The organism is Saccharicrinis aurantiacus, from assembly GCF_001660705.2.
Lineage (GTDB): Bacteria > Bacteroidota > Bacteroidia > Bacteroidales > Marinilabiliaceae > Saccharicrinis > Saccharicrinis aurantiacus.
This window is the reverse complement of record NZ_LYBV02000007.1, coordinates 106,880-132,086: the sequence shown is the minus strand read 5'-3', so window position 1 is coordinate 132,086 and position 25,207 is coordinate 106,880. Positions and strand designations below refer to the sequence as shown.

Below are 25,207 nucleotides of genomic sequence, written 5' to 3'. Positions count from 1 at the left end.
ATAACAAAACAACTAAAAGAATGTGGTTCAGCTATCCCCATGAGTTCATGTAATGTACTTTGGCGTAAAATAACTCAAACACAAATACAGAGTACTGAAGAGTATTTTTATAACATGTGCTCATAAGTATCCATTTGTGTGATTATTTGTACTGAGCAATATTTTATACATTTTCAGCTATCATAATCATTAACAAATTACTCCAACTGCAAGGTTAAGCGCTAAAACCAACTTAAATCCGATTACTATACAACTAACAATAACAAAACGTCCACCATATTGCTATTATTCATACATGTTATATTCATTCGGTATTGGCTAATATTGGATGTTATAATTTGAGTGTTTTAAAACTCAAACCATCAATTAGCTTAATAAGGTTTAATTAAACTCATATGCAAAAATCTACAATTCACTTCAGCTTTCTAATACTAGCTTTAAGTATTACGGTAAGCAGCTTAGCACAACAAGACCTCCATGTTTATTCCACCGAAATTCCTTGGAGCGAAACAACACCCATTGAAGAGGCTGGTAAGATATATTCTATTACAGAAGCCATTAACTCCGCAAGTGCCGGAGATATTATTTGGGTACATGAGGGAATATATCGAGAAAAAGTGGTGGTTAATAAAAATAACCTTGCCATTAAAAGCTTCGAGAACGATTACGTACTTGTTACAGGCGCAGAAGTAGTTGAAGGTTGGGATGATGCTACAGGCATGCACGAAGGTGTTAAAGTAGCCGACATTTCTAGTTTCAATATTGAAACGGACTACACTCAACTTTTTGCCGATGGTAATAAACAAATGATGGCCAGACACCCTAACAATACAACGGGTGATATGATGGACCCCATGAATATAAAAAGTGGGTATGCACCATTGAGCAATGTTTATAAAGATGCTGGAGTAAATGCGACAGGTCATGCTACTTTTGAAGATACTACTTTGCCAGATGTGGACTTAAGTGCTGGTATTTTTCGCGGTTTAACCGGAAAAATGCGTCAATATGTATACGGAGACATTACAAATAAGAATGGCAATACGGTTTCTTTTAAGGCAATGAATAATGGTGATTGGAAAATTGAAGCTGGCTTCGACAATACCAAGCACAAATTTAGTTGGGGTTTTGTGATGCATAAAAACCTAATTGACTACCCTGGAGAATGGTTTGCTGATGGTGATGAGCTATACTATTTACCTAGTAATGCTGAATCCTTTGATGATACGCGTATTGAAATTCAGGTAAGAGAGAAGGTTTTGGTACTAAATAATACATCAGGCGTAAGTATTAAAGGGCTAAATTTTGTAGCAGGTAATATGGATATACAAAATGTAACAGGTGCAACTATCGAAAATGGTAGCATCCGTTATGTACATCCGCTTTGGATTCCCAAAGGTTACGGCCAGGGCGATAGTGACCCGAAAGGAATTTATCTTAGAAATAGCTCAAACAATACTTTCAAAGATTTACATGTAGCACATTCGTGGGGTAATATGTTCTCGTTAAAAGATGGACAAAATAATAGTTTCCAAAATTGTATTATCGAAGATTTTGGATGGGTAGGTATTTTTACTTCGGGCGTTCATGTTAATACCAGCGATAAAACCAACATCAACAACTGTACTTTTGGCGATGCTTGTAGATTCCAAATTCGAATTGACGGAGGTGATGCACAAGTTAATATTATGGATTGCGACTTTTACGGCTCAATGAAACTAGGGGAAGATGCCGGACCAATAGAAGCTACCAGCACTGGTAAAATAGCAACCATCAACCTAAAAGATAGCGAAATTGCCTATAACAAAGTTCATGATGTAGTTGGCGTTCCTGTATCGAGTTTTAACTATAAAAGAGTTAAAGCAACGGCTTTTTATATGGAGGATGTAGAAAACTACACGGCGCACCATAACTTGGTTTATAATATTAAACACACGGTAGAACACGACTTTGAAATTGAACCTGTTGGTGAGTTTTTGTACTTAGGTCCGCGTTACAATGCCATGCACCTTCCGGTAAACTATTACAACAATACTATTTGGAATGTGGATGAGAATATTGGTATATGGAATATTGAAATTGCCAATTGGGAAGAGTTAGGGATACCAGAAGCTGATAACACAGGAATGATAGACGATGGTCATTTTGTGAATAATATATTTATGAATGGTCCTGGCTATAAAATATCGTACAACAGACAAACACTAACCAGTACAGGAGGAAAAATAACATGGGAAGAAGCTCCAGCCGGATCTAGTTTATCAACTCATGATTTTAACGAATATGTAGAACATTGCGCAGAGTGGGGCTATCATTTTAATCCGGAAACCAACCAGTTTTTTGATTCTGACGATGCTGCCAATAACTTTATAGATGCTGCCAATGGAGATTTCACTTTAAAAGCAGGCTCTGCAGCTAAGGCCTCAGGTACTGAATTAAGTGGCTATACCAATTCGGCTACACCCGATTGTGGTGCCTTAGAAGGTGGCGATCGTGTTTTAAATGCAGGTGCTACTTTAACAATACCTAACTACAAAGAGGTAAGTGAAATTATACCTGATGAAGACGACGATACTGACAATGCGGTTAATCCCATCATTAGAGATAATACTGTAGTTTACCCTAACCCGGTATCAGATGTTTTATACATAAAAAATGCCTTAGTTAATTTTGATGCTTCAGCACTTCACATTTATTCTGTGTCAGGAAATAAAGTAAGCATCAACCAACAAGTCCAGTATGCTAATGGTGGGCTACAAGTAGATGTGAGCCAACTAGCCACCGGACTATATTTTGCACAAATTGATAACGAAGGTGAGGCTTATCGTTTTAAGTTTATCAAGAAGTAATAATACAGAGATGCGTTAGTAACTTATAATTAAACAAAAAAGGCAGAAAGACTTGAAGCGTCTCTCTGCCTTTTTTATAAGATAAACTGTTCTTTACTCCGGATTATCAGTATACTTTTTAGCCGCTTCTGATGCATATTTACCAGGAGTTACTCCATAACGTTCCTTAAATAATTTACTAAAGTGCGCACGGCTTTTAAAGCCAGTCATTATATAAACCTCGTTAACCGATAAACCTTGTTGCACCAAAAATTCTGCTGCTTTAGAAATCCTGTATTTCTTCATCATCTCAAACGGAGTACTATCTGTTAAGGCCTTCACCTTTTGGTAAAAATGAGTTCTATTCAGATAAAGCTCCTTGGCAAACGAATTCAAATCCAAATCTTGATTATCCAAGTTCTTTTCAAATAGGCCATAGAGTTTCTCAAGAAATATTTGATCATTTGAATCGGTACCTTCTTCTTTTTTAAGCGTAAGCGGAAAATCAATTTGAAAACGCTCACGTAGTTGTTTCCTATTTTTTAATAACGATTCGATGCGAGATACTAAATGCTGTGCATTAAATGGTTTCTTAATGTACGAATCAGCTCCATTTTTAATCCCCTTTATTTGATCTTCCATGGCAGTGCTTGCTGTTAACAGGATGACCGGGATATGGCTCGTTTTTATATCCGACTTAATATTTTTACATAAATCAAAACCATTCATCTCGGGCATTAGCACATCACTAACCACAATATCAGGCCACTCGCTCTTCATGGCATCTAAACAGGCCTGACCATTTTCAAAACCTTTTACAATAAAGAAATGCGATAACACATCTACAACAAAGTCGCGCATATCAACATTATCTTCAGCAAAAAATACTGTAATATCAGATAAATCTGCTTCTAATTTTATGTTTGAAACATCTACCAAATCAAGTTTACTTTCCTTGAGTTCTGCTTGTTTATCCTCATAAATAATTTCTTCCTCAGCCTCTAAATAGCCCTGCTCAAGTGCATCACTCACAATAGGCAAGTCAACTACAAAGGAGGTTCCTTCACCTAAGGTACTGGTTACCGAGATATCGCCATAGTGCATAGCTGCCAATCGCTTTGAAAAAGCTAAGCCTATACCTGAGCCTCCGGTATATTCAGAATTCTCTTTACGAGATTGGAAAAAACGCTCAAAAATAAATGGCACATCATCCGCATGTATTCCTTTACCAGTATCGGTAACCGCCACTATTAATCTTTTACCCTCTACCCTATATTCGATGGTTATTTCATCCTCGCTTTTAGTAAACTTAAAAGCGTTATTTAGTAGGTTATTAAAAATTTTCTCCAGCTTATCCTGATCTGCAAATACAGTAACTTCATTTTTAGGACCTTTTGCTTTCAGCACCTTTTGGTTGCTTGTGGCCATAAACTCAAAGTCTTTTAGCACCCCATGGATAAATGTATTAAACTCAAATTTCTTAGAGTTCATAATTAGCTGATTGGCATCAGAACGCTGAAAATCATGCACCTGATCAACCAACTGCGAAATCTTTTTGGCCTGACGCTGCACTAAAACTAGTTTATCAGCAATATCTTGCTTGCCTTGAAATCGTTTCACCAAAATATCTATCGGCCCCGAAATTAAGGTAAGCGGTGTTTTAATTTCATGCGATATATTTGAGAAGAATTGCAATTTAGCGGTATTCACCTCTTTTACCTTATCTTTTTCAAACTGCTCTAGCTCAAGATTATGTTTGAGCGACTGAAGCCTTTTAGCATAAACAAAAACCACAATAAATATTAAAGTAAACACTACAAAATAAAGCATTAAAGCCAAATTTGATTTCCAAAACGGAGGCAATACTTTTATATTTAATTCAATCGGATCTGTCCATAAACCCATTGTATTTGAGGCAGACACTCGCAGTATATAATCTCCAGCAGGCAAGGCACTGTAAGATATCTGACGTTGATTAGACGGAACCTCCACCCACTCATCGTTTACAGGTGATAATTGGTATTTTATATGATAATTCTCAAAATTTGAGAAGTGTAACGATGTAAATTCAAATGAAAAAAAGTTCTCATTATCTTTTAATTCTATCGTATTTAGCTTGTTTAAAGGCTGGTCAAATAAAACTCTATCGTTAATTGTATCTCCACGATGAATATCTTGGTTTAATATTTTAATATTAGTGAGTTCTAGCTTGGGCAGATTATCTTCCTGCGGAATTTCGGAAGGCTTAAAATAACACAAACCCTGCATACCTGAGAATAACATCAATCCGTTATCAAGTACATCTGATGCATACCAAAAATCTTCGAATGGCAATCCATCAGAAACATTAAATTTGCGAAAGTATCTATCTTTAGTATCAAACTTATTTAGGCCTATATTGGTAGCAATCCACAGGTTGTATTCGGCATCATACAATATAGATTTTACTACGTTGTTTGATAAGCCATTTTTTTCGGTGTAAGGCACAAAGGTAGCCTCTGTTTCACTATCTATAACTTTACAAACACCACCTCCTTCGGTACCTACCCAAAATTCTTTGTTGGGCAATCGTACAAAAGAAGAAACAAAAGCACTACTTAAAGAATTTGGATTATTAGGCTCTGGTTTAAACTGCTTCATCTTCAGTTTTGATACCTTTCTCTGTGTAGAAACATCCACTCTAATAATTCCATTAGTATGCGTACCTATCCATAAAAAATCATAATGCGGATCCATATATAAAGCACGCGATCTGCCTAAATCTACATCTTTAAATACGGGATTATCACTAATGCTTTCTACCTCAATTACGGTTCCTTTTCGGTTTACTGATATTCGAAAAGTACCCTCCATTGATACAAACCAAATATGACCTCTCCGGTCCTCTTGAAAATCATAAACCCTATAACTTGATGGAATAACACTACCATCTTTACACTTTACTTGCTCTAATTCTTTACTATTATGCCTTACTCTGCAGAATCCTCGCTTATTGTTAAACTTAAGCCAAATATCCCTTCTTGAATCTACGTAAACTGAGGTTATGGTTTTACTTTCTTTTTCTGAAATGGCAAAAGGTAATGGTTCAAAACGATTTCGTTTTACATTAAATAGGGCCAATCCTCCTCTACTTGCTGTTAAAAAGATTCTATTTTGATCCAACCTAGCAACACTAGTAACATTATTGGCCTTTAGTCCATACTTATCTTTTACTTCGGTATTGTATAGGTGAAATGGATTCTCTTGTAAATTAAAACGATACAATCCTTTATTATACGAAGCAGCCCAACAACCATAACTTGTATTGGGCAATATTTGACTCATCCGCAACAAACTATTTTTTGGCTTAAAGCGTGATATCTGATAAGGTAGGCCTTGCGTGAAATTTGAGCAATTCTTAACATGAATAATTCCCTGACTTAATCCACTCATCCATAAGTTCCCAACTTTATCAATAGATAAAAAGTTCAATTGATAATCTGAAAACGCCTTTGATTTAAATTTAAATTGATAGGAACCAGATTCCTCAATAAACGACATAATAAAAACCCCACTCATTGAACTTACAATAAGCTTATTATCATATTTTACTAAGTCATAGGAATTCCGAACAATCTCGCCTAGAACTCGAGTAAACTTTTCGGTTTTAACATTAAATAAAAACAAGCCCTTGTTACAGGTGATTACGTAATTATCCGCATCTAATGCTATACCACTATGAAACAATGCTTGTTTGGTATCTTCAACTCCTAAGGGGCTATATTGCTTGATGAAATTATACGATTTATCGAAAAGTAATATCCCCGATTTTTCAGTAGTGCATATTATATGATCGGAATTTGGATTAATTATGATCCTTCGAATTATAGGTCCGTTTAATTTGTTCCCCTTCTTCTTGTTTGTATAAATATTTTTAAAGGAACTTGTATCGTAATCAAACATCATTAAACCTTCATCGCTCCCTATTAATATGTTGCCTTGTTCATCTTCGGCTAAGGTTCTAACTCGGTTACTTGTTAATAACTTATTATGTATGGTGTTTTTATAGGTAGTAAATTTATAGCCATCGTACTTATTTAGGCCTTCGAAGGTTCCAATCCAAATAAAGCCACGTGAGTCTTCAAGTAAAGAAGAAACGCCATTGTGCGACAAGCCATTACTAATGGTAAGCTGGGTTGTTGGAACCAGCTCTTTAGTTTTGGCAATAAGCTGAATTGAAAAAGATAGGATTAATAAGGCGGCTAGAAAATACTTATCCCTCATTGCATTTTTTATTGAGTTGAAACGCAAACATAATGAAAGAATATTAATTATCTAGGCTAATTCTTAATGGATGTTAATAACGCTAGTGAACTATATAGAGGACTTATTTGATATACTTTTTAAACCATGAAATAACCTCCTCTTTATAAGAGGAATTATAAAGCATCCATTTATCGGTATGAGCATGAGGAATTTCTTCATTGGGAAAATCATCAACAAGCTGAGGAATGGGCACTTTTATAAAAGATAGTGTTCCATATTGATCTAAATTATTTTCAATAATGTATTGCTCTTCTTTAGATGGGGTATCATTATCAAAACCATTACTACTAATTAAAGCAGGGCGTCCATTCATGCGCTTCATACGCATTTTTGCTTGGGCACGGTATTCTTTTAATGGAGATCCCCATTCTTTACCCCGCCACTCTTGCTGTCCATCATAATGATCATGAGAAAAGAAACCACACCATAATTCTGCGATTTCATCATTGTATAAACCTAGGTAGTTAACCGCTATAGCTCCACGTGAAAACCCACAAATAAAAATTTGATCCTCATTTCCACCGTATTCTTTACACACACGTGGTATATTTGTTAGGGCATAATTAATAGTTTCTTCTTCATTGCCCCACCATTTTAGGATAGATTGACCTTTCTCAACATAAGGTAAAACTATCCAGATGGCACCTAACTCCTCAGCGAGAGCATAAGCCAAATTGGCATCTTTTACTTCGCCTGTTGAAGCTGTTGGTGGAAAATAGTTTCCTGTATATTCAACTATAACAGGATACTGATTTCCCACTTTATAAATTGACGGTAGATAAATAGAATAGTATACATCGGTATTTTCATATTCTGGCGGAATAACCTTTACCCGCTTTCCTGCAGCTGGTTTATCAGGTTCCATTTCAGGCACTGTAAGTATTTGGGCAATGCTTGTTAAGCAAGTTCCTATAACTACAGCTACGACGAATACTATTCGTTTTATCTCCATATATTTAGTTAATTTTTGATACTCCTTCTCTTGTTGGCGAAACAGGAATAATCTTTCCATTTTCATCCCACTCTAATTTATCTACACAAATAGAACGTTTGAAATTACTATCTGAATTATCTTTAGTGTGGTAAAACACATACCATTGTCCTTTATACTCCACAATTGAACCATGTGATGTACCTGAACTAACCGACTGCATTACTTTTCCTTCGTAGGTAAATGGCCCCATTGGATTGTCTGCACTTGCGTAAACCATAGTGGCATCCTTGGCCCAACCGTTTGCATAAATCAAAAGGTATTTTCCGTCTTTTTTCAGAATCCAAGGTCCTTCGCCATAAACACCATCGCCACCATTACTAGCTTGTATATTCGGCTCTCCTTCTTTGGGTTCGCGCCATAATAAGCGGTTTCCTTCCTTATCGTATATTTTAAGTTCCTGAAGTTTACCATCGCGCTTAATCATATTCTTTTTAAGCTTTACTACACGTGCCTCTCTGCAACCAAAATACATATAGGCTTGCCCATCATCATCTATTAAAATAGTTGGATCAATTGGCTCAGCTCCTGCAAAAGGTTCGGCAATACCATCAACTAAGGGCTTACCAAGAGCATCTTTAAAAGGACCTTCGGGCTTATCAGCAACAGCCACACCTATTTTCTTGCGTTCAACTGGGTAATAAAAATAATATTTACCATTACGCTCAATACAATCTGGCGCCCAAGCCCATTTATCGGCCCACGAAATATCATCTAAAGAGAATATTTTACCATGATCTGTCCAATTTACCATATCGGTAGTTGAGAAACAAGCCCAATCTTCCATATCAAAATACTTGGCATCATCTCTATCATGTGATGAGTATACATACAAGCGACCGTTGAATACACGTGCCGAAGGATCCGCCGTAAATTTATGCGTAACAAAAGGGTTTTGAGCTGTGGCTAATGCGGCTACAACTAATAAACTTAAAAGATTTAAAATGCGTTTCATTTATTTTATTTTTATCGGTTTTGTATTAAAAAACAAAGGTCGAAGGTACTGAAATGAAAAAGTACAGAGGTAATTAAATATTGACTATTTAGGGGATAAAATGTCTGATCTCACTTAAAATAACTCCTAACTATATTAACAGCACCCTGATCCTATTTAATGCTCTACTTTGCTATTTTTATTGAATTTGACTTAAGACCATCGCCACTAACTTCAACTGCTAGTTGATTTGAATTATTATTGGTTTTAATAATTAATAAACATCGCCCTAGATGAGTAGATCGCGATGAAATATTACTATTGGGCTCAACACATTCTACATCTCCATTGTGGATACCAATTATTTCTCCGGCACCCAATACCGCAAAATGCAGGTCTTTTTCAGAATTTCTTACGGCATTCCCTTTTTTATCGGTCAATTGTAATTCCACATGAATAATATCATCTGGTACTAATTTTTGTTTATCCAGCTTAATATTTATTCGTTGAGGCTCTTTTGCTGTTTTTATAGTATGCTCACAAACTTCTTTTCCATCAATGATACCTACAGCTTTAAGAGTTCCTGATTGATAATTAAGTTTACGCCATTTCATAATCCAATTTGGAATATCTGCCAACTTTTGATTGCCTATGAGTTTGTTGTTCAGATATAAGTTTACAGATTCGCAATTGGTATAGTTAACCACATCTAGTTTATCGCCCTCATTATAATTCCAATGCTCATTCATTGGAGGCCAGCCCCATCGTCCGGAAGTAGAGAAGTCATCTGCATCACCTTCGTAAACTTTAATATGCACCATGGGTTTATCGCTCCAAAAAGCCTCATATAAATAGGATGGATTTTTACGGAAGCCTGCCATATCCAATAAACCCGAGTTGGAACCTGTTTTAGGAAACGTGCGCGATTCGCCTAAATAATCGATACCTACCCAAAGGAATAAACCCATGTTGTTGTTATTTTCTAAAACATCAATCCAAGGGCTTCGCTCAATATTTGCAAAACGTTTCTCAAGTTCACTATTAAAATACGTATAACTCTCCGTGCTAACATATGGCTTCCCTGGCTTTTGTGCATCAATTAATTTACACCACTGTTCTCCGTAATTCAGTGCAATTAAATCCATATAAGTACACGTTTCTATAATATCAGAAACCTTTTGTACTACTGGCAAATCTTTACCTCGTTCCATACCAGAAATAACTGGGCGAGTTGGATCCATCGACCTTACGAAAGAAGCATAATTACGCAGTCCGTTTTTCTGACCCAAGGTGCCTGGTGAATGATTCTCGTTACCTACGCTCCAAATTATAACAGAGGGATGATTTCTATCTCTACGAATGGTTTCTGCAAAAAGACTTTTCCATTCTAAGCTAAAGTTTGGATCTGCCATAGGCACATTGTAAAATTTAAATCCTGGATCGGATTTCTTGCGGTACAATTTATCCCATTTATCAACAAACTCATTCATTACCAGAAAACCCATTCTATCACATAAATCAAGAAATTCAGATGACGATGGATTATGCGCCGTACGAATTGCATTGCAACCTATATCTTTTAGTGTTTGCAATCTACGCTCCCAAACCGCATCCGGAACAACAGCTCCCAATGGACCACCATCGTGATGTAAACAAACCCCCTTCATTTTAATGTTTTCGCCGTTTAAAAAGAATCCTTTTTCAGCATCGAAAACAAGCGTACGAATTCCAAAGGTACTTTCGTACACATCCAATACATTTCCGTTCTGCTTTATAAAAGACTTTGCAGCATATAATACAGGGTTTTGAACAGACCATAACTGAGGCACAGCAACACTTAAAGTCTGAGTAAAATCCTTTTTACAGTAGCGCCCCATTTCAATTTCAGAACTTGAACGTGATACTTCAACCCCTTGAGGATTGTAAATAACCGTTTCTAACTGAAATGTTTTACCCTCATCCATATTTTCGAGTGAAGTTTCAATTTGGATACTTGCCTTATTTTTGGAAACCTGGGGGCTTGTGATGTATGTACCCCAATTTGCCACATGCGTATTATTAGTAACTGTTAACCACACATTACGATGAATTCCTGAACCGGTATACCAACGACAGTTTGGCTGTATAGAATTATCAACACGAACAGCTATTGTATTACTTTCGCCATGTTTTAAAAGTTCTGTTACATCGTAATAAAAACTGGTATAACCATCATGATGAGTCCCCACAGGGGTGTTATTAATCCAGATAGAAGCATTTTTATAAACACCATCAAATTGAATTTCAATGTGCTTACCTTTATAAGTATTAGGTAATATAAAGTGCTTTCGATACCATGCAATACCACCTGGCAAGAAAGCATTTCGGCCTGAGTTATCGGCACTAAAAGCTCCTTCAATACTCCAATCGTGCGGCAGGGTAAGTTTACGCCAATTGGCATCTTCAAAATCATGGCCTGCATAATCTACACTATCCCCTAGCATAAATAACCAATCGTTGTTAAAACTTTCTTTTACTCTAATTGAATCTTGTGCAATCCCTAAATGTGCAAACATCAGCAATATAAGCACCTGAAAATTTCGTATTCTTATCATTTTATAATAGATCTGTTTATTCAGCTTCGAAGTTGTATTATTAAAGCTGATAAGACGTGCCTTTTAGTAAATGATGTGTCACAACTGGTAAAACAATTTATGTTCTATTTATGGTAAGTAGCCTATTCTCTTTACAGGATTGTAATTTACATCCAATCTTGTAAAAGGGGCAAAAGCTCTTTACTGTATTGCATAGCCTCGTGGTAAATTGCTTCCGTTTTGTTTGGATCTTTTTCAATTCGGCTAACATTTAATTCCTCCTTCGGATAAATAACAAATGCTTTTCCTTGCTGCTCTAATTCATTTAGTCGCTGTAAGGATTGATTATAACGGCTTGCTCTACTGACTAACATTTCGTATACCTTGGGATACTTCCTGTATTTCCATTTGAAGATTTTTTTAAACTGAATATCCTTCTTTAAGTAACCTTTGGGCTGTGTTACAATTACCACAAGTTTATAGGCGCCGTCTTTTAAGGCTTGTTCAAAAGGGATAGCATCGGCCAATCCACCATCTAAATATGGCTGACCTTGATAAGTTACTATTGGAGTTAATAATGGTAAAGAAACACTGGCTTGTATCACCTTACGAATATCATGTTTACTCAGGTGGTTTGTCTTAACAAATTCAGCATTGCCACTATTACAGTTACTAATGCCCACATACAAATCTGTAGATTTACGAAATGCCTCGTAATCGAAGGGATAAATTTCGTGTGCCAATTCACCCAATACAAAATCCCAAGCTAGATAAGAACCCGAAAGTAATAAGTGTTTTAAACCACTGTATCGCTTATCGCCAATATATTGGTTAATATTAAGGTTACGATTCTTTTGCTGCGATACAAACGATGCTCCATAGGTAACGCCTGCAGAAACACCATAAACCGCATCGAAATTAATATTCTTATTCAAGAAGGATTCAAGTATACCGGCAGTGAACATACCGCGCGTTCCGCCTCCTTCAAGAATTAAAGCTGTTTTTTGCTTCATGATGTTTTTTTACAGAGTATGTATTACTATATATCGCATCCCTATTTACCTGTTTGCGCTTCAAATATTATTGCATCATCATTATAAATCATTACAATTTCATCTTGATTTAAATCCAAAACATCAATAGTCTTCTGGCGAGATGGTTTTGAAAAAATAAAAAACAGTAAAAGTATACTTGTGAATATTAAAAAATACAATTCTCCTGTTAAAAGAAATACTACTATTGAAAATAATGAAGGGCCTTCATACAAGGCAAACCTAATAATATTGGCGCTTTGAAAAATGGCCATTTTCTCAGTAATAGCTTCTTTAGATTGCGCTTGTTTTAGTTTAACTGCATAAACAATTTTGCAGACGATTATACAACTAACTGTTAAGCCTGCAACTATATAAGAAAATGGTGCAGATAAGGCTCCTGTACTTACTTTTCCGCTTGTTAATTTTAAATTAAGGACAATGACTAAGAAAACAACTTGCCCTATTAGCATGGCTAAATGTATTAGTGAAAGAGTCCTAAAGAACTTTTTAGAGTTTTGTGTTATTGCTTGTTCCATTACTTATAATTAGAGTCTAAATTGAAAAATACTTTTTTTACATGCTAATGTTTAAATCCCATTATCAACAAACCTAATCAAGTTTTTAGGTTTCCTTTTGAAAGGGTTATTTATCGATTCGAAATATCTTTTCCATTTTCCAACCTTTGGCTAATCGATAAGTGTAAAAATACTAATGGTTAGTGTAAAGGGCGTTTGTATACCTTTTATACTAACCATTAGAGGCTTTATTCTAATTGAGAAGTGTACATAACTCGATAAAGCTGCAAATCACCCCAACTAATTAAATTCTCAACGATTATTTATTTAACTCGCTTAATAAATTTAGTAGCATCATAACCTGGTTCTTTATTACTCACTTCCTTACTCGGGTTATAATGACGCATTAACACGTTAAACTTTCCGGTTTTATTTCCTTCTCTAATTGGAATATTATTGGCTTGTCCATCACACCCAAAACGCAAGGTAATGGTTCCGTCTGCGTTTTTAGTTGGATTCATTTCACTTGAGATATTCGCTACATCATTGAACATTCGTCCATCGGCATTGTAAACTGTAGCTGACCAAAATGATAAATCTTTCGGATCAACGAAAGTCATTTCGTAACATCCATCGGCTTCGAAATATGGACTCGTTTGATAAATATTATCCTCAACCATAGCGCCACCCCAGCCTCCGGCACATCCAACGTAGTTCATGTAGGCCGTTTGTCCACTCTCAGCATTTCCAAATGCTTTAGATTGATCATAGCCATCACTAAAGTCTAGATTCCCAGCTTTGTCTATTTTTTTAAACGATTCCATATCCCATTCTTTTACCACAAACGGAGTAGCACTGCCTGCTTCAATAATCAAATTGCGCCTTGCAGCATCTTCAAGAGCACGAACAATCACAAAAGCGTGAGTAGTTTTAGCGGTGATTTTATGCCTACCAGAGCCATAGATCATTGGCTGAGTCTCGTGATTCTCATCACAAATTTGAAGAGACACATATTTGTCAGTTTCAGGAATAGTAACAAAAACACTATCACTCGACATATCTATAACGGATACTGAATAGTAAGTATCTCGATTCATTCTAACAACAAATTGTTGTTCAGGAATACTTGGCGGTACAGGCATCTCGAAAAAAGTATTGATTGCTCCTGCTTTTTTCAGAACTGCGCCAAGACGCATGTTTGTGTATGCCTGCGGGAAATTATCCTCAGTAACAATTGTTGGAGATGATTCAGTTGATACTTTTTTATCTTTTTTAGAAGATTGACAAGATGTAATTAACACTGAGATGAAAATTACAAATAGTAATTGATTCAATTTTTTCATAAAGTTTTAGTTTTATATTAGTTAATGATTATAACGGTTCGTAAGCGAATTTGAAAAGCTAGAGCTCTAAAACCCAAATTAACAGAAGCTTTTGTTTAAACTATAAATTTATTCTTTTGTTTAGCCGAAACAAAAGTTTTGACGACATTAATAATATGAACCAAACTTGGAAATTTATGCGTTATGCAATGTTATGGTTTAATATTACCATACATATCTGTCCTTATAACTCTAACATCTGATCTATTATTACAAAACATCTGAATATTCAATTCTTTTGTTACTACTGCAGAATGAGCGTACCCTTCAATATATTCTTTCCAGTATACTAGTTCCCCATTCTTTTTAACTTTGCAAATTGCAACATTATCACTGCCAGTCCATCCAATTAAAACTAGCTCCTCATTAACAAACACCATTTCACTGCAAGAATCAAAACTCGACATTCCGTAACTTTTCTCATATACTGTATTAAAATTTGAATCTAATTTTAGTAAATAGTAATTCCATCCATGTTCAGATCCAAGCCCATGTCCACTTAAATAAACGTCACCATTACTGTCTATTTTAAAATCGGTACAATCTAAATTTTTTGTTAGTAAATCATATCCAAGACGTTCTCCTTTAGAATTTAACTTATATAATTTTGTTTCGTATTGATGATCTAACCAGGCACAACGGACTATTAATATATCTCCAGATTCTGTTATTTGTATAAATGAATTTGCATAATATACCGTTGGTTCTTCAAACTGCTTTTCCCATTCAACTACACCCATCTCATTAACCTTAAATAAGATGCTGTTATCAACAATCACTAGGTATTTTTTATCTTTAGTGATTGCAAAATCATTTGGTTCAAAACCATTTAATTTAGTCTGCCAACTAAGTTCTCCCTTAGCACTTGTTTTAATTATCATGGCTGTATCAAGGCTAATACCAGAAGCGCCGATAGCTATAATCTTATTTTCATCATATTTAATTTTCTTACAAGATCCATATCCAAAATTTAGCGACCTTTTAAAAGATGCCTTTTCATCAAGGAAAAAAATATTAAAAGATGAATAACCCATTCGTTCGTATAGAGCAAAAGCGATTGTATTTTCATCAATTAAACACGAAGATGCACCATCAATAGAGTTATGTTTTATAAAATCTAAATCTTTTATATAAGTGTCGGCATTATTCTTTACCGTTGATATCCAACAACTATCATATATATTTGGGTGATCCTTTAGCCAAACCTCAACTAAGGTATGATCATTAACATCTTCGGGCGCAGTATATTTACCCATATTATCAATTAATCCCTTTCCTTTTTTGATATTCCAATTGACTGGGTAATCATTCGAATTAAGAATATTTAATTGCAAATCATCTTTGGGTAACAAAGAAATATTGTGCTGAGATAAAGTAATTTCATCAGGTAAAGGCAATTTTTTTGCTTCTTTCTTACAAGATGTAAACAGCGCTAACATATATAATGACAAATAAATACTAATTTTCATGTTCATTTTAGTTTGTAATTTTTCATAACTACCTCCCTAAACAAAACTACCATATGTTCTGCACACAAACCTGCAATGTCAATATATACTTAAGGCTGTAGTTGGTTTTAGACGATGAAAATAGTTAATTTAATTTTATGTTCAGGCGCTTATGTTCTATTTATATTGATGCTAAACTAAATGTTATTGGGTAAAATACAGAGATAAAGCCACCCGCACAAGGTTTAAGAACATCCGTACTATGTTGGAACCGTCCGTACCGAGGGTGAGCCTTCCCTACTCGAGATATAGAGTTTTTTGTCTAAAAAGGGTTACTGGATTTCTTTAGAAAAAAACTTCTATTAGCAGTAGCTTAATTATCAACTTGCAAAAAGAGACTTTACATTCTGTTTAAAACTTCGGCCAATAGGCAATACTGCATCATTATTAACAATAAGTTCGTCAGAAGAATATTTAGTTATATGATTATTATTTACAATAAAGGCACGATGAATACGCACAAAAAACTTAGGTAAACGGGCTTCAATTTTACTGATGCGTTCCTTACTTTTTAATTCCCCCCCTTTAGTATGCAAAACAATGTAATCGCTCAAACTTTCAATATAGAAGATATCGGCGTAAGCCACATTAACCTTCTTTCTATTGCTAACAATCTCTATTAAAGCCTTACTCTCTTTTTTCTTCTCTGATTTTTGTTGATCAATAACTTTAGTAGCATTGGATAGCTGCTTGTACAATAAAAATGAAGCAACTGCAAAAACAAACAGATACAAAACTGCGAACAATAGCATGGTATCTGAAGCATTTGGCGCTATGTTATGAAAGTTGAAGTTTGCCAACCAAATAAACGAAAACAAAATAAGGTATGACTCTAACAACAAAGATATGGCAATGGTAACAGTGCTGTATACCGAGAATTTAAGATATTTTCGGGTAAGCAAATAACGCGGCACTAAATAAAAATTAAAGAAATATACCACCGCTATAACTATTGGCGATAAAATGGCAACATAACAAAATGCGGCAAATACATTTCCCCACGAATGTCCGAACAAAAAGGAAATTGAAATAATAACTACGGTCCAAAATATTATATGGTATTTTAAGCCTTTAATTTTTTTAATCATTGATAGTTTGTTTTGTTAATTTCTGGGGCTAAAATATATAAAATGGCTTAAACAAAGGGCTACAATACGGATACAACACCTGAACAACAGTTTTCGACATTGCTAAAAATACACACATCGCCTTACTTTGTTTCAGTATTAATCATTTAATTTTAAAACATGAAAGAATTATTTTTTACAGGAGGAACACTGTTTATGTCGGCCCTAACTATTATGCTATTAATTATTATTGGTGCAGGTGCATATATGCTCCTACTAAAACCTCAAGATAAGGTTGATGAAAAACTAAGTTTGATTAAAATATTCGGACTAATAGCGCTTACAATAGGTATACTGGGACAAGTAATTGGTCTTCATCAGGCATTTAGTTACTTGGGCGAGGTAGGCAGCGTAGAACCTAAGGTGATGTATGGCGGAATAAAAGTATCCATGATACCAACCATGTATGGAATGGTGGTGTATGTGGTTTCGTTAATCACTTATTCGGTTTGCAAATGGTTTAATTCTATTAAAGCATAACGAAACGGTGTAAAACAAAACCTACAGCACCCACAAAATTAAGAAGCGGATTTTTAATAAACATATTGGCATTTTGGCTTTGGTTATCGCTCATGCTAAATGCCAATAATCAACTAACTGTATTGGCATTGTTTTCCTTCATGTTAACATGAATATCGTTCCTTTACAATCGAATCCCTAATGTAATCAAATCCTTTACCTTGTGATAGATGAGAGCAGCCTTAATACATTCTTTCAATTCTAATGCTGGTATGTCCTGATTTAATTGAAAAACAATAGCTCGCTTTCCTTCATATTGAAATGTACGATCAAAAACTAACCTAAATGTATCCACTAATCTACTGGTACATTGAAAATACATTGCATATTGCTCAGGTGTTTTTTCCTTCCAGTCCATTCGTAAAGTACTACCGCTTTTAGTAACAAAACTAGGCTCGCCCCATTTTAAAGTTTCTTCTAAAACCAAAACCTCTGCTGTTTCTTCAGCAGTTTCTATTACCAATTGGCGCAGGTATTGCATTTTATCCCTAACAAAATCAGGATAGTTAGCATAAACGGCTTCTACTTTTGGGTCTGTTTTCAATTTAAAATTGCCCATAAACTTGTTTTTTTTAGCACATCCTTACTGTGCTCATCAACTTAAATAACAAGTAATCTAAACAGATGGTTTTACCTTTTACTAGATGCACCTACCGCATACATCATCAAACTCTGACACAATGCCCTTAAGTAAAGGAAAAGACACCTACAACAATTTGAAGAATTTACTGTGAAGTATAGTCTATTTATTTACGAGATAAATGCAAACGAATGTTAAACCTATTTTTACATGATAAAACACTCTTTACACATCTTATGAAACAAATTTACTTCTTTATTATTTTTCATGCAGCCTCAAGCTTATTGAACGCAGCACAAATCAACTTTCTTTCCTCTGATTTTTATGGTTTTGAGGATGGAGGTACCGCATTTTGGATACAACATAGCGAATGGAATATCAGCACTGAAAGAGCGGCTGATGGCACTATCTATTCGCTAAAATATAGCAGTGAATCGGCCATTACCGATCCGAAAAAAGCACACGGTGGCAAAAATGGCAGTAGCATAAGCTTAGAAGCGGGTACCTATACTCTTAAAATGAAAGTATGGATTGAGGCTAATGCTGAAGTTACGGCTTTTGATTTTGCCTTGAAAGAACCCTGGAGTAATCATACAATTGACCTTTCATCCTTAAAAAGAGAAGAATGGGTAGAAGTAAGCAAAACACTAACGCTTACTGAAGATGCTATTGATGCAGAATCTGTAATATCGGTAAAAACTAATTACGGAGGGAAAGGCACATTTTATATTGACGAAATACAAATTTGGGGCGAAGGAGAAGAAATTGTGGATCCAGAATATATGCCGTTAAATTCGAGCATTAAAACCATTGATGATGCTAAATTGAGTTTGCCACAAGGCGTTTATAACATGACTGTAAAAGTACTTACTGAGGATAATACAAGCATCTCTAAATTTTACACTCAAATTGATAAGCCATGGCTTACAAACGAATGGGAAATAAAAGACCTTGAATCAAATCAGTGGGCAGAACTAACTCAAGAGCTTATTGTAGATAAGGATATTGACAATGCTACCTTTTCCGTTTTTGTAAGTAATCATCCTGATTATGGAGGAGGAAAAGGCGCATTTTATATTGATGAGATATTGTTTGAATATGAAGAACCGTTGAGTACCGAAACCATTGCCAAGCTGAATGTAAGGGTTTATCCAAATCCGGTAAGGGATTTATTAAGCATTGAGTCAGACCAAGAAGCATCTGTTAAACTGTATAACCTGCATGGTCAGTTACTTAAAGCAACAAGCACCACATCAACAAGGCATCGCATCAATGTATCCGATTTAAAACAAGGTATGTATTTACTTCAAGTTAAATCAGATAAGGATAGCGTTGTTAAAAAAGTTAATGTGCGCTAACACTATATTTAAGTAAGAAAATAAGCAACTCTTTTAGAAAAAATAGAAAAATGACAATACATATAAAATCGATATTTACTGTTTTAGCTGCTGTGTGTATGCTTTTTGCCAATGCACAAGTAAAACATAGTTACACCTTCGATAACGACGAGGACCAATGGAGCAGTAAGGATGCAAACCTATGGTCGCATACTTCAGATAAAAATGATAATGGCTCCTTTAGTTTAACTTATAAAATTGGCGACGAGTTAACTTTTGAATCAAAAGCAATTCTGAGTTTAGATACAGAACTACATACTGTTATGAAAGTACGTACCGCTGATTATGATGACACCGAAGTTATTATAGCTACAGATTACGACGGTACGGTGTTGGCAATAGATTACAGCGGAGCCATTCTATGGAAGAACAATGTAGGAGATGGTATAATGAACCATGATATATGGTGTGCCGATATAAATGGCGACAATAAAGACGAGGTACTTGTAGCCAGTGCCAATGGTAAGGTTTATTGTTTAAATAGTTCGGGTAAAGAATTATGGCAGTTTAAACCATACGACACCCAACATTTAACGCCTATGTATGCCGTTTGTGTGGTTAAAGATGCTGCATTAACACCCTATGTTGTTTGCGGAAATTTTGATACCAACTGTTATTACCTATCTGCCACAGGAGAATTAGTGCAAACTTTGCCATCTAACGATTACTCACAAATTAAAGCTTGGGGAAATAATGCCCCCGATAACTATTACCATTATGCCAACTTTTTACGTCCTATTCCACAAGCCGATGGCTCAGATGATTTGTTGATGCATGCAAGCAATAACCATATGCAAAATAATGGTCACTTATACTTATTTAAACCCTTAGTCGCCATGCCTTACAAATCTATAACAGATGTAAATGCTGCTACAGTAATTGGTGAGGTACGTGTTGAAGATCCGGATAAGGATGGTAATTACGAAGTGTTATTGGGTACATCAGGGCTTTCGAGCCAATCCATAACACGCATAAACTTATCAACAGAAGATTCGCACAGACATACACTAACCAAAATAGGTACGACATCATATAGAGTAAGTCAAGGTATCACAATCCCTGATGGCGATAGTTATCAATACTTGACTTTAACAGGATCATACATGGTTCTATTACCCTCTGATTTAGATGAGAGTAAGGAAGAGAAAATATTTGGTTTTCATTGTTACAATGATATTTGGAAGGATAGCGAAGATAGACTTATTCTTGCCAGTAGTCAGGATGGCGGCAGTGCCATACACATTATTGATACAAAGTATGAAAACTGGAAAGATGAATTTAGTAAATTATCACCTCCGGGTAAAATTGCTAAAATATATGAGAACGAAGGCATATGCCGTGCAAACCTCGCTGCATTTGAAAAACCATCTTATCAAAAAAATAGTAACACCGTTTATTGTTTAGAAGGTTCTGATGACCCGGTAGCCCAAAAAATTAAAGCCAGTGAGAACAACGACAACCCTATTTTTTTAGATTATTACTGGCATAAAAATCAGGCTCAAGATAAAGATGATTGGGACCATGCCATCATTTATGCTGATAATGAAACCTACCTAAATAAAAGAGATGCACGTATAGACTATGTACTTACTGAGTCGGAAATTCTTGATTTAATCACACCTGGTTTCGCAGGAAATCCTGGCGTTTCTTTCTGGGGAGGACATGGTAACGACCCTTTGTACTATGGCCCCGAAACCTTAAAAAAAGTAATGGATTACGGAACGGCTGATGATGGCAAAAAAACAGTGATGATTTATCCTGAAATGAATGGATCGAGCACTGACTTTATACAAGTTATGGATGATCATTTGTATCCATTAGCTGAGCACGCACTCACTAATAACTCTAATATTTTTATTCGTAATAAAGATATATTTTGGCAAGGTGCCGTATATCTTCCTGCATGGTCTAGATTAGTATCGGGCGAATATTCATCGGTTTTTACAACCGGATTAGAAGAAACTACTGATAAAACACAAGATATGAGTATTGTGGGCCGAATGGGCCTTTGGGCTTCAGGTTCGGTTGACAATTGGGGCATGCGCTGCTCTAGAGATAACCCTAGCTTTGACAGAAGTCGCCAGTTTTCGTACCAAAGATTAAACAATCACTTTTTAAGAACAATGGTATATAGTATGGCCAATGGTTCAAGCTTTTTAAATGTTACCTATGCTAATCCTGAGCATCAAACTCTGGCTTGGGAGTTAGTTTGGAAAGGTGCTCTTTATGTGCCACGTAGAGATGAAATATTAAGTATTTCGCCTGTTCATATTAGCATACATGAACCCGATGAACACTATATTCATCAAGGTGAAAATAACAAGTGGAATACTTTTTACGACAAAGAGTATGAAGAGAATCATCCGGCCGTATTTAGTCATTTAAATGGATCGTGGATGGGCGCTCCTGTTACTCCTTGGGATTTCTCAAGTTACGCCTCTGGAGCCAAAGATCGTCGCCAAAACTTTATTCCGCAATACCACAATGGTACTGTATTAATAACGCCCGTTCAAAATGGTCCCTTGGCTGATGCCGATGCCCCACGAGGAAAAATGGCAGACAATCTTCATCCCATTTATAAGGATATAATGAATGAGTACATCACAAATGGTATTGATTACTTATCCGAAACTGGATCGACCTTATCTTCGGCAGATACCTATTACGAAGTTGTGAAGTCTGAAATTGAAAAGGGCGCTGAAAAGCTACCTTTAACCATATCTGGTGACAATGTAGCCTGGGTTGTTGCGCAAGTAGGTCCAAAACAATTACGCTTAACGCTAGTGGATGCCGGTTACATTAATCCAAACGACAGAAAAATTAAGGTAAACTTTCATACAGTTACTCCAGTAGCCATGACAGATATTTTAAATAACGAAACGTTCTCAGCCTCATCTGGTTCTGTAGAAGTAGAAGTACCGTGCGGTTGGTTTAGGTTTATTGATATAGAATTAGATACTGAATTATAAATACAAAACAACACAAAACATAAAAAGGAAGCCACTGTTGAGGCTTCCTTTTTGTGTTTACAATAGATAGACTCACTATACTACCATTTCACTTTTTTGGTCTTTAGGCCTTCTCCGCTAAGGGTCAATTTTAATTCCTGAGCTACGCTATTGGTTCTAATAATAGCCAAGCAACGTCCTTCGTAAGTCTCTCTATCAGATTTATTGGTATTGGATACTGTACAACGCATGTCGCCATTGTGTATACCAATTATTTCAGCATCGCCCTCAAGGGCAAAATGGATCTCCTTTTCGGCATACCTAACGGGATTTCCTTTTTTATCTACTAACTGTAATTCTACATGAATAATATCGTTTGCCTCTAAAACAGTACGATCCACACCTACTTTAATATGACGCGCTTCTTGAGCTGTTTTTAATACATGTTCGCAAACCTCTTTTCCATCCACCAAACCAACAGCTTTCAGTGTGCCCGATTGATAGTTTAGTTTTAGCCATTTCATAATCCAGTTGGGAATATCAGCTAGCTTTTGATTGCCAATCAACTTATTATTCAAATACAAGTTTACCGATTCGCAATTGGTATAGGTAACTACATCCAATTTATCACCATCCTTATAGTTCCAGTGCTCATTCATTGGCGGCCACCACCACCTTCCCGACGTAGAAAAATCATCGGCATCGCCCTCATAAACTTCAATATGCACCATGGGTTTATCGCTCCAGAATGCCTCGTACAAATACGATTGCTCTTTACGAAATGAAGCCATATCAAGCAATCCACAATCAATACCCGTTTCCGGAAACTTTTTTGATTCACCTAAGTAATCAGCTCCTACCCATAGAAAAAGACCCATGTTTTGTGGATTATCCAACACATCTAACCATGGGCTTCGCTCAATATTGGCAAAGCGTTTTTCGGGTGTGCTATTAAAATAGGTATAGCTCTCGGTACTCACATAGGGTTTACCCGGATTTTGTTCGTAGATGGTTTTACACCATTGCTCGCCATAGTTGAGCGCAATTAAATCCATGTACTTACAGGTTTCTATAATATCATTCACCTTCTTATCCACTGGTCCATCCTTTGAGCGCTCCATACCTGAAATAATTGGCCTTGTAGGGTCGATACTACGCACAAAAGAAGCATAATTACGGAGTCCGTTATTTTGTGAACCTGAACCCGGAGAGTGATTCTCGTTACCCACACTCCAAATTACAATAGAAGGATGGTTTCTATCACGACGAATGGTTTGTTCGTAATTCCTTTTCCACTCAACACTAAAGTTTGGATCGCACATTGGAATATTATAAAACCAATACCCGGGTGCATCCTTTTTACGGTAGGTTTTATCCCACTTATCCACAAACTCAGCCATTACCAGAAATCCCATTTTATCGCATAAATCTAAAAACTCTGGCGAAGCCGGATTATGTGCAGTACGAATGGCATTACAACCAATCTCTTTCAGATTTTTTAAACGACGTTCCCATACCTGAATTGGTACAGCTGCCCCTAAAGGACCTGCATCATGATGCAAACAAACGCCTTTCATGCGCATATTTTCTCCATTGAGGAAAAAGCCTTTATCAGCATCAAAACGCAGTGTTCTAATCCCAAAAGTACTGGTGTATTTATCAAGTAGTTTTCCATCTTGCTTAAGCAAGGATTGAGCTGTATATAAGTATGGCGTATTTACCGACCATAATTCGGGGTTATCTACTTTTAAGGTTTGTGCAGCATCTTGTGTTCTGAAGCGCCCCACCTCAAGCTCAGAAGTTGTTTTACTTACTTCTTCGCCATCCTTATTATAAATAACGGTTTCGAGGGTTAAGTGCTTTGCCTTATCTAAATTTTCGATGGCGGTAGTAATGTTAATAGTAGCTGATTTTTCACTTACCTCAGGAGTTGTAATGGAAGTTCCCCAATTGCTCACATGGGTATTATTACTGGCGCTTAACCAAACATTACGGTAAATACCCGATCCGGTATACCAACGGCAATTTGGCTGTATAGCATTATCTACTCGCACCGCTATGGTATTACTTTCGCCATTCTTTAGCAACTCGGTAACGTCGTAATAAAAACTAGTGTAACCATCGTGCTGCGTTCCCACAGGGTTGTTGTTAATCCAGATAGATGCATTTTTATACACCCCATCAAACTGCAACTCTATATGCTTGCCTTCAAAATGTTCAGGAAGCACAAAGTGTTTGCGATACCAAGCAATACCTCCCGGCAAAAAAGCATTTCTGCCCGATAATTCTTTATCAAAATCAGCCTCAATGCTCCAATCGTGTGGTAAGCTTAAGGGGCGCCAATTTGAATCATCAAAATCATAGCCAGCATAATCTACACTATCGCCAAGTGTAAATAGCCAATTATTATTAAACGATTCTTTAATTCGATGACTTTGTTGTGCGCTTAAACTACTTAAGCATAAGAGCATCGTTACAAATGAAATAATTCGCATAGGTTTTATCATTATTCAATAGATGTTAATTTATAACACTATAAAAATCTTATAATTCATCTCAATAATTG

General features: G+C 36.0%; 15 protein-coding genes. 4 read left to right on the top strand and 11 right to left on the bottom strand.

The window, feature by feature from the left end:
• Positions 1-395: 395 nt before the first annotated feature.
• A complete protein-coding gene (locus A8B35_RS03120) occupies positions 396-2,849 on the top strand; it encodes a T9SS type A sorting domain-containing protein (RefSeq protein ID WP_075601951.1) in 2,454 nt (817 codons plus the stop codon).
• Positions 2,850-2,942: 93 nt separating this feature from the next.
• Here A8B35_RS03120 and A8B35_RS03115 read toward each other — a convergent pair whose 3' ends face one another.
• The 9 genes from A8B35_RS03115 to A8B35_RS03075 form a co-directional block, all read right to left on the bottom strand.
• Positions 2,943-7,091, bottom strand: a complete 4,149-nt coding sequence (locus tag A8B35_RS03115; RefSeq protein ID WP_075601950.1) for a hybrid sensor histidine kinase/response regulator transcription factor — start codon at positions 7,089-7,091, stop codon at positions 2,943-2,945.
• 103 nt (positions 7,092-7,194) lie between these two features.
• Positions 7,195-8,145 carry an alpha/beta hydrolase family protein gene (locus tag A8B35_RS03110; RefSeq protein ID WP_139314793.1) on the bottom strand — a complete coding sequence of 317 codons (951 nt, stop codon included), beginning with the start codon at positions 8,143-8,145 and terminating at the stop codon, positions 7,195-7,197.
• Positions 8,090-9,079, bottom strand: coding sequence for a family 43 glycosylhydrolase (locus tag A8B35_RS03105; protein WP_075601949.1), 990 nt, complete (start codon positions 9,077-9,079; stop codon positions 8,090-8,092). The genes A8B35_RS03110 and A8B35_RS03105 overlap by 56 nt, the downstream gene beginning before the upstream one ends.
• 164 nt (positions 9,080-9,243) lie before the next feature.
• Complete coding sequence (locus tag A8B35_RS03100) at positions 9,244-11,652, bottom strand: glycoside hydrolase family 2 TIM barrel-domain containing protein (RefSeq protein WP_139314792.1); 2,409 nt, start codon at positions 11,650-11,652, stop codon at positions 9,244-9,246.
• Positions 11,653-11,798: 146 nt separating this feature from the next.
• Positions 11,799-12,644, bottom strand: a complete 846-nt coding sequence (locus A8B35_RS03095; protein WP_075601948.1) for a patatin-like phospholipase family protein — start codon at positions 12,642-12,644, stop codon at positions 11,799-11,801.
• Between the two features lie 41 nt (positions 12,645-12,685).
• Positions 12,686-13,201 (bottom strand): hypothetical protein, encoded by a 516-nt coding sequence (locus A8B35_RS03090; protein ID WP_075601947.1) that lies wholly within the window; start codon positions 13,199-13,201, stop codon positions 12,686-12,688.
• Positions 13,202-13,503: 302 nt separating this feature from the next.
• Positions 13,504-14,523, bottom strand: coding sequence for a DUF1254 domain-containing protein (locus A8B35_RS03085; RefSeq protein WP_083634285.1), 1,020 nt, complete (start codon positions 14,521-14,523; stop codon positions 13,504-13,506).
• Positions 14,524-14,714: 191 nt separating this feature from the next.
• The gene (locus A8B35_RS03080) at positions 14,715-16,037 is read right to left on the bottom strand and encodes a hypothetical protein (RefSeq protein WP_139314791.1); all 1,323 of its coding nucleotides are present in this window, start codon (positions 16,035-16,037) and stop codon (positions 14,715-14,717) included.
• A gap of 353 nt (positions 16,038-16,390) precedes the next feature.
• Positions 16,391-17,158, bottom strand: a complete 768-nt coding sequence (locus A8B35_RS03075) for a LytR/AlgR family response regulator transcription factor (protein ID WP_075601945.1) — start codon at positions 17,156-17,158, stop codon at positions 16,391-16,393.
• Positions 17,159-17,317: 159 nt separating this feature from the next.
• Between A8B35_RS03075 and A8B35_RS03070 the strand changes: the two genes are divergently transcribed.
• Positions 17,318-17,677 carry a MotA/TolQ/ExbB proton channel family protein gene (locus A8B35_RS03070; protein ID WP_075601944.1) on the top strand — a complete coding sequence of 120 codons (360 nt, stop codon included), beginning with the start codon at positions 17,318-17,320 and terminating at the stop codon, positions 17,675-17,677.
• A 163-nt stretch (positions 17,678-17,840) separates the two neighbouring features.
• Here A8B35_RS03070 and A8B35_RS03065 read toward each other — a convergent pair whose 3' ends face one another.
• Entirely contained in the window at positions 17,841-18,275 is a 435-nt protein-coding gene (locus tag A8B35_RS03065) for a DUF1801 domain-containing protein (RefSeq protein WP_075601943.1), read from the bottom strand.
• A gap of 257 nt (positions 18,276-18,532) precedes the next feature.
• Here A8B35_RS03065 and A8B35_RS03060 point away from each other — a divergent pair, with 257 nt between their 5' ends.
• Both A8B35_RS03060 and A8B35_RS03055 read left to right on the top strand, forming a co-directional pair.
• Complete coding sequence (locus A8B35_RS03060) at positions 18,533-19,654, top strand: T9SS type A sorting domain-containing protein (RefSeq protein WP_075601942.1); 1,122 nt, start codon at positions 18,533-18,535, stop codon at positions 19,652-19,654.
• Between the two features lie 50 nt (positions 19,655-19,704).
• The gene (locus A8B35_RS03055) at positions 19,705-22,662 is read left to right on the top strand and encodes a PQQ-binding-like beta-propeller repeat protein (protein ID WP_075601941.1); all 2,958 of its coding nucleotides are present in this window, start codon (positions 19,705-19,707) and stop codon (positions 22,660-22,662) included.
• Between the two features lie 80 nt (positions 22,663-22,742).
• On the opposite strand, the gene A8B35_RS03050 is transcribed toward A8B35_RS03055, so the two are convergent.
• A complete protein-coding gene (locus A8B35_RS03050; RefSeq protein ID WP_222844088.1) occupies positions 22,743-25,148 on the bottom strand; it encodes a glycoside hydrolase family 2 TIM barrel-domain containing protein in 2,406 nt (801 codons plus the stop codon).
• Between the last annotated feature and the right edge of the window lie 59 nt (positions 25,149-25,207).

Excerpts from the sequence above, each read along its gene's own strand:
- A8B35_RS03105 (WP_075601949.1), bottom strand. The coding sequence starts at position 9,079 with ATGAAACGCATTTTAAATCTTTTAAGTTTATTAGTTGTAGCCGCATTA.
- A8B35_RS03055 (WP_075601941.1), top strand. The coding sequence starts at position 19,705 with ATGACAATACATATAAAATCGATATTTACTGTTTTAGCTGCTGTGTGT.
- A8B35_RS03095 (WP_075601948.1), bottom strand. The coding sequence starts at position 12,644 with ATGAAGCAAAAAACAGCTTTAATTCTTGAAGGAGGCGGAACGCGCGGT.
- A8B35_RS03060 (WP_075601942.1), top strand. The coding sequence starts at position 18,533 with ATGAAACAAATTTACTTCTTTATTATTTTTCATGCAGCCTCAAGCTTA.
- A8B35_RS03090 (WP_075601947.1), bottom strand. The coding sequence starts at position 13,201 with ATGGAACAAGCAATAACACAAAACTCTAAAAAGTTCTTTAGGACTCTT.
- A8B35_RS03080 (WP_139314791.1), bottom strand. The coding sequence starts at position 16,037 with ATGAACATGAAAATTAGTATTTATTTGTCATTATATATGTTAGCGCTG.
- A8B35_RS03115 (WP_075601950.1), bottom strand. The coding sequence starts at position 7,091 with ATGAGGGATAAGTATTTTCTAGCCGCCTTATTAATCCTATCTTTTTCA.
- A8B35_RS03075 (WP_075601945.1), bottom strand. The coding sequence starts at position 17,158 with ATGATTAAAAAAATTAAAGGCTTAAAATACCATATAATATTTTGGACC.
- A8B35_RS03070 (WP_075601944.1), top strand. The coding sequence starts at position 17,318 with ATGAAAGAATTATTTTTTACAGGAGGAACACTGTTTATGTCGGCCCTA.
- A8B35_RS03085 (WP_083634285.1), bottom strand. The coding sequence starts at position 14,523 with ATGAAAAAATTGAATCAATTACTATTTGTAATTTTCATCTCAGTGTTA.
- A8B35_RS03120 (WP_075601951.1), top strand. The coding sequence starts at position 396 with ATGCAAAAATCTACAATTCACTTCAGCTTTCTAATACTAGCTTTAAGT.
- A8B35_RS03065 (WP_075601943.1), bottom strand. The coding sequence starts at position 18,275 with ATGGGCAATTTTAAATTGAAAACAGACCCAAAAGTAGAAGCCGTTTAT.
- A8B35_RS03110 (WP_139314793.1), bottom strand. The coding sequence starts at position 8,145 with ATGGAAAGATTATTCCTGTTTCGCCAACAAGAGAAGGAGTATCAAAAA.
- A8B35_RS03100 (WP_139314792.1), bottom strand. The coding sequence starts at position 11,652 with ATGATAAGAATACGAAATTTTCAGGTGCTTATATTGCTGATGTTTGCA.
- A8B35_RS03050 (WP_222844088.1), bottom strand. The coding sequence starts at position 25,148 with ATGATAAAACCTATGCGAATTATTTCATTTGTAACGATGCTCTTATGC.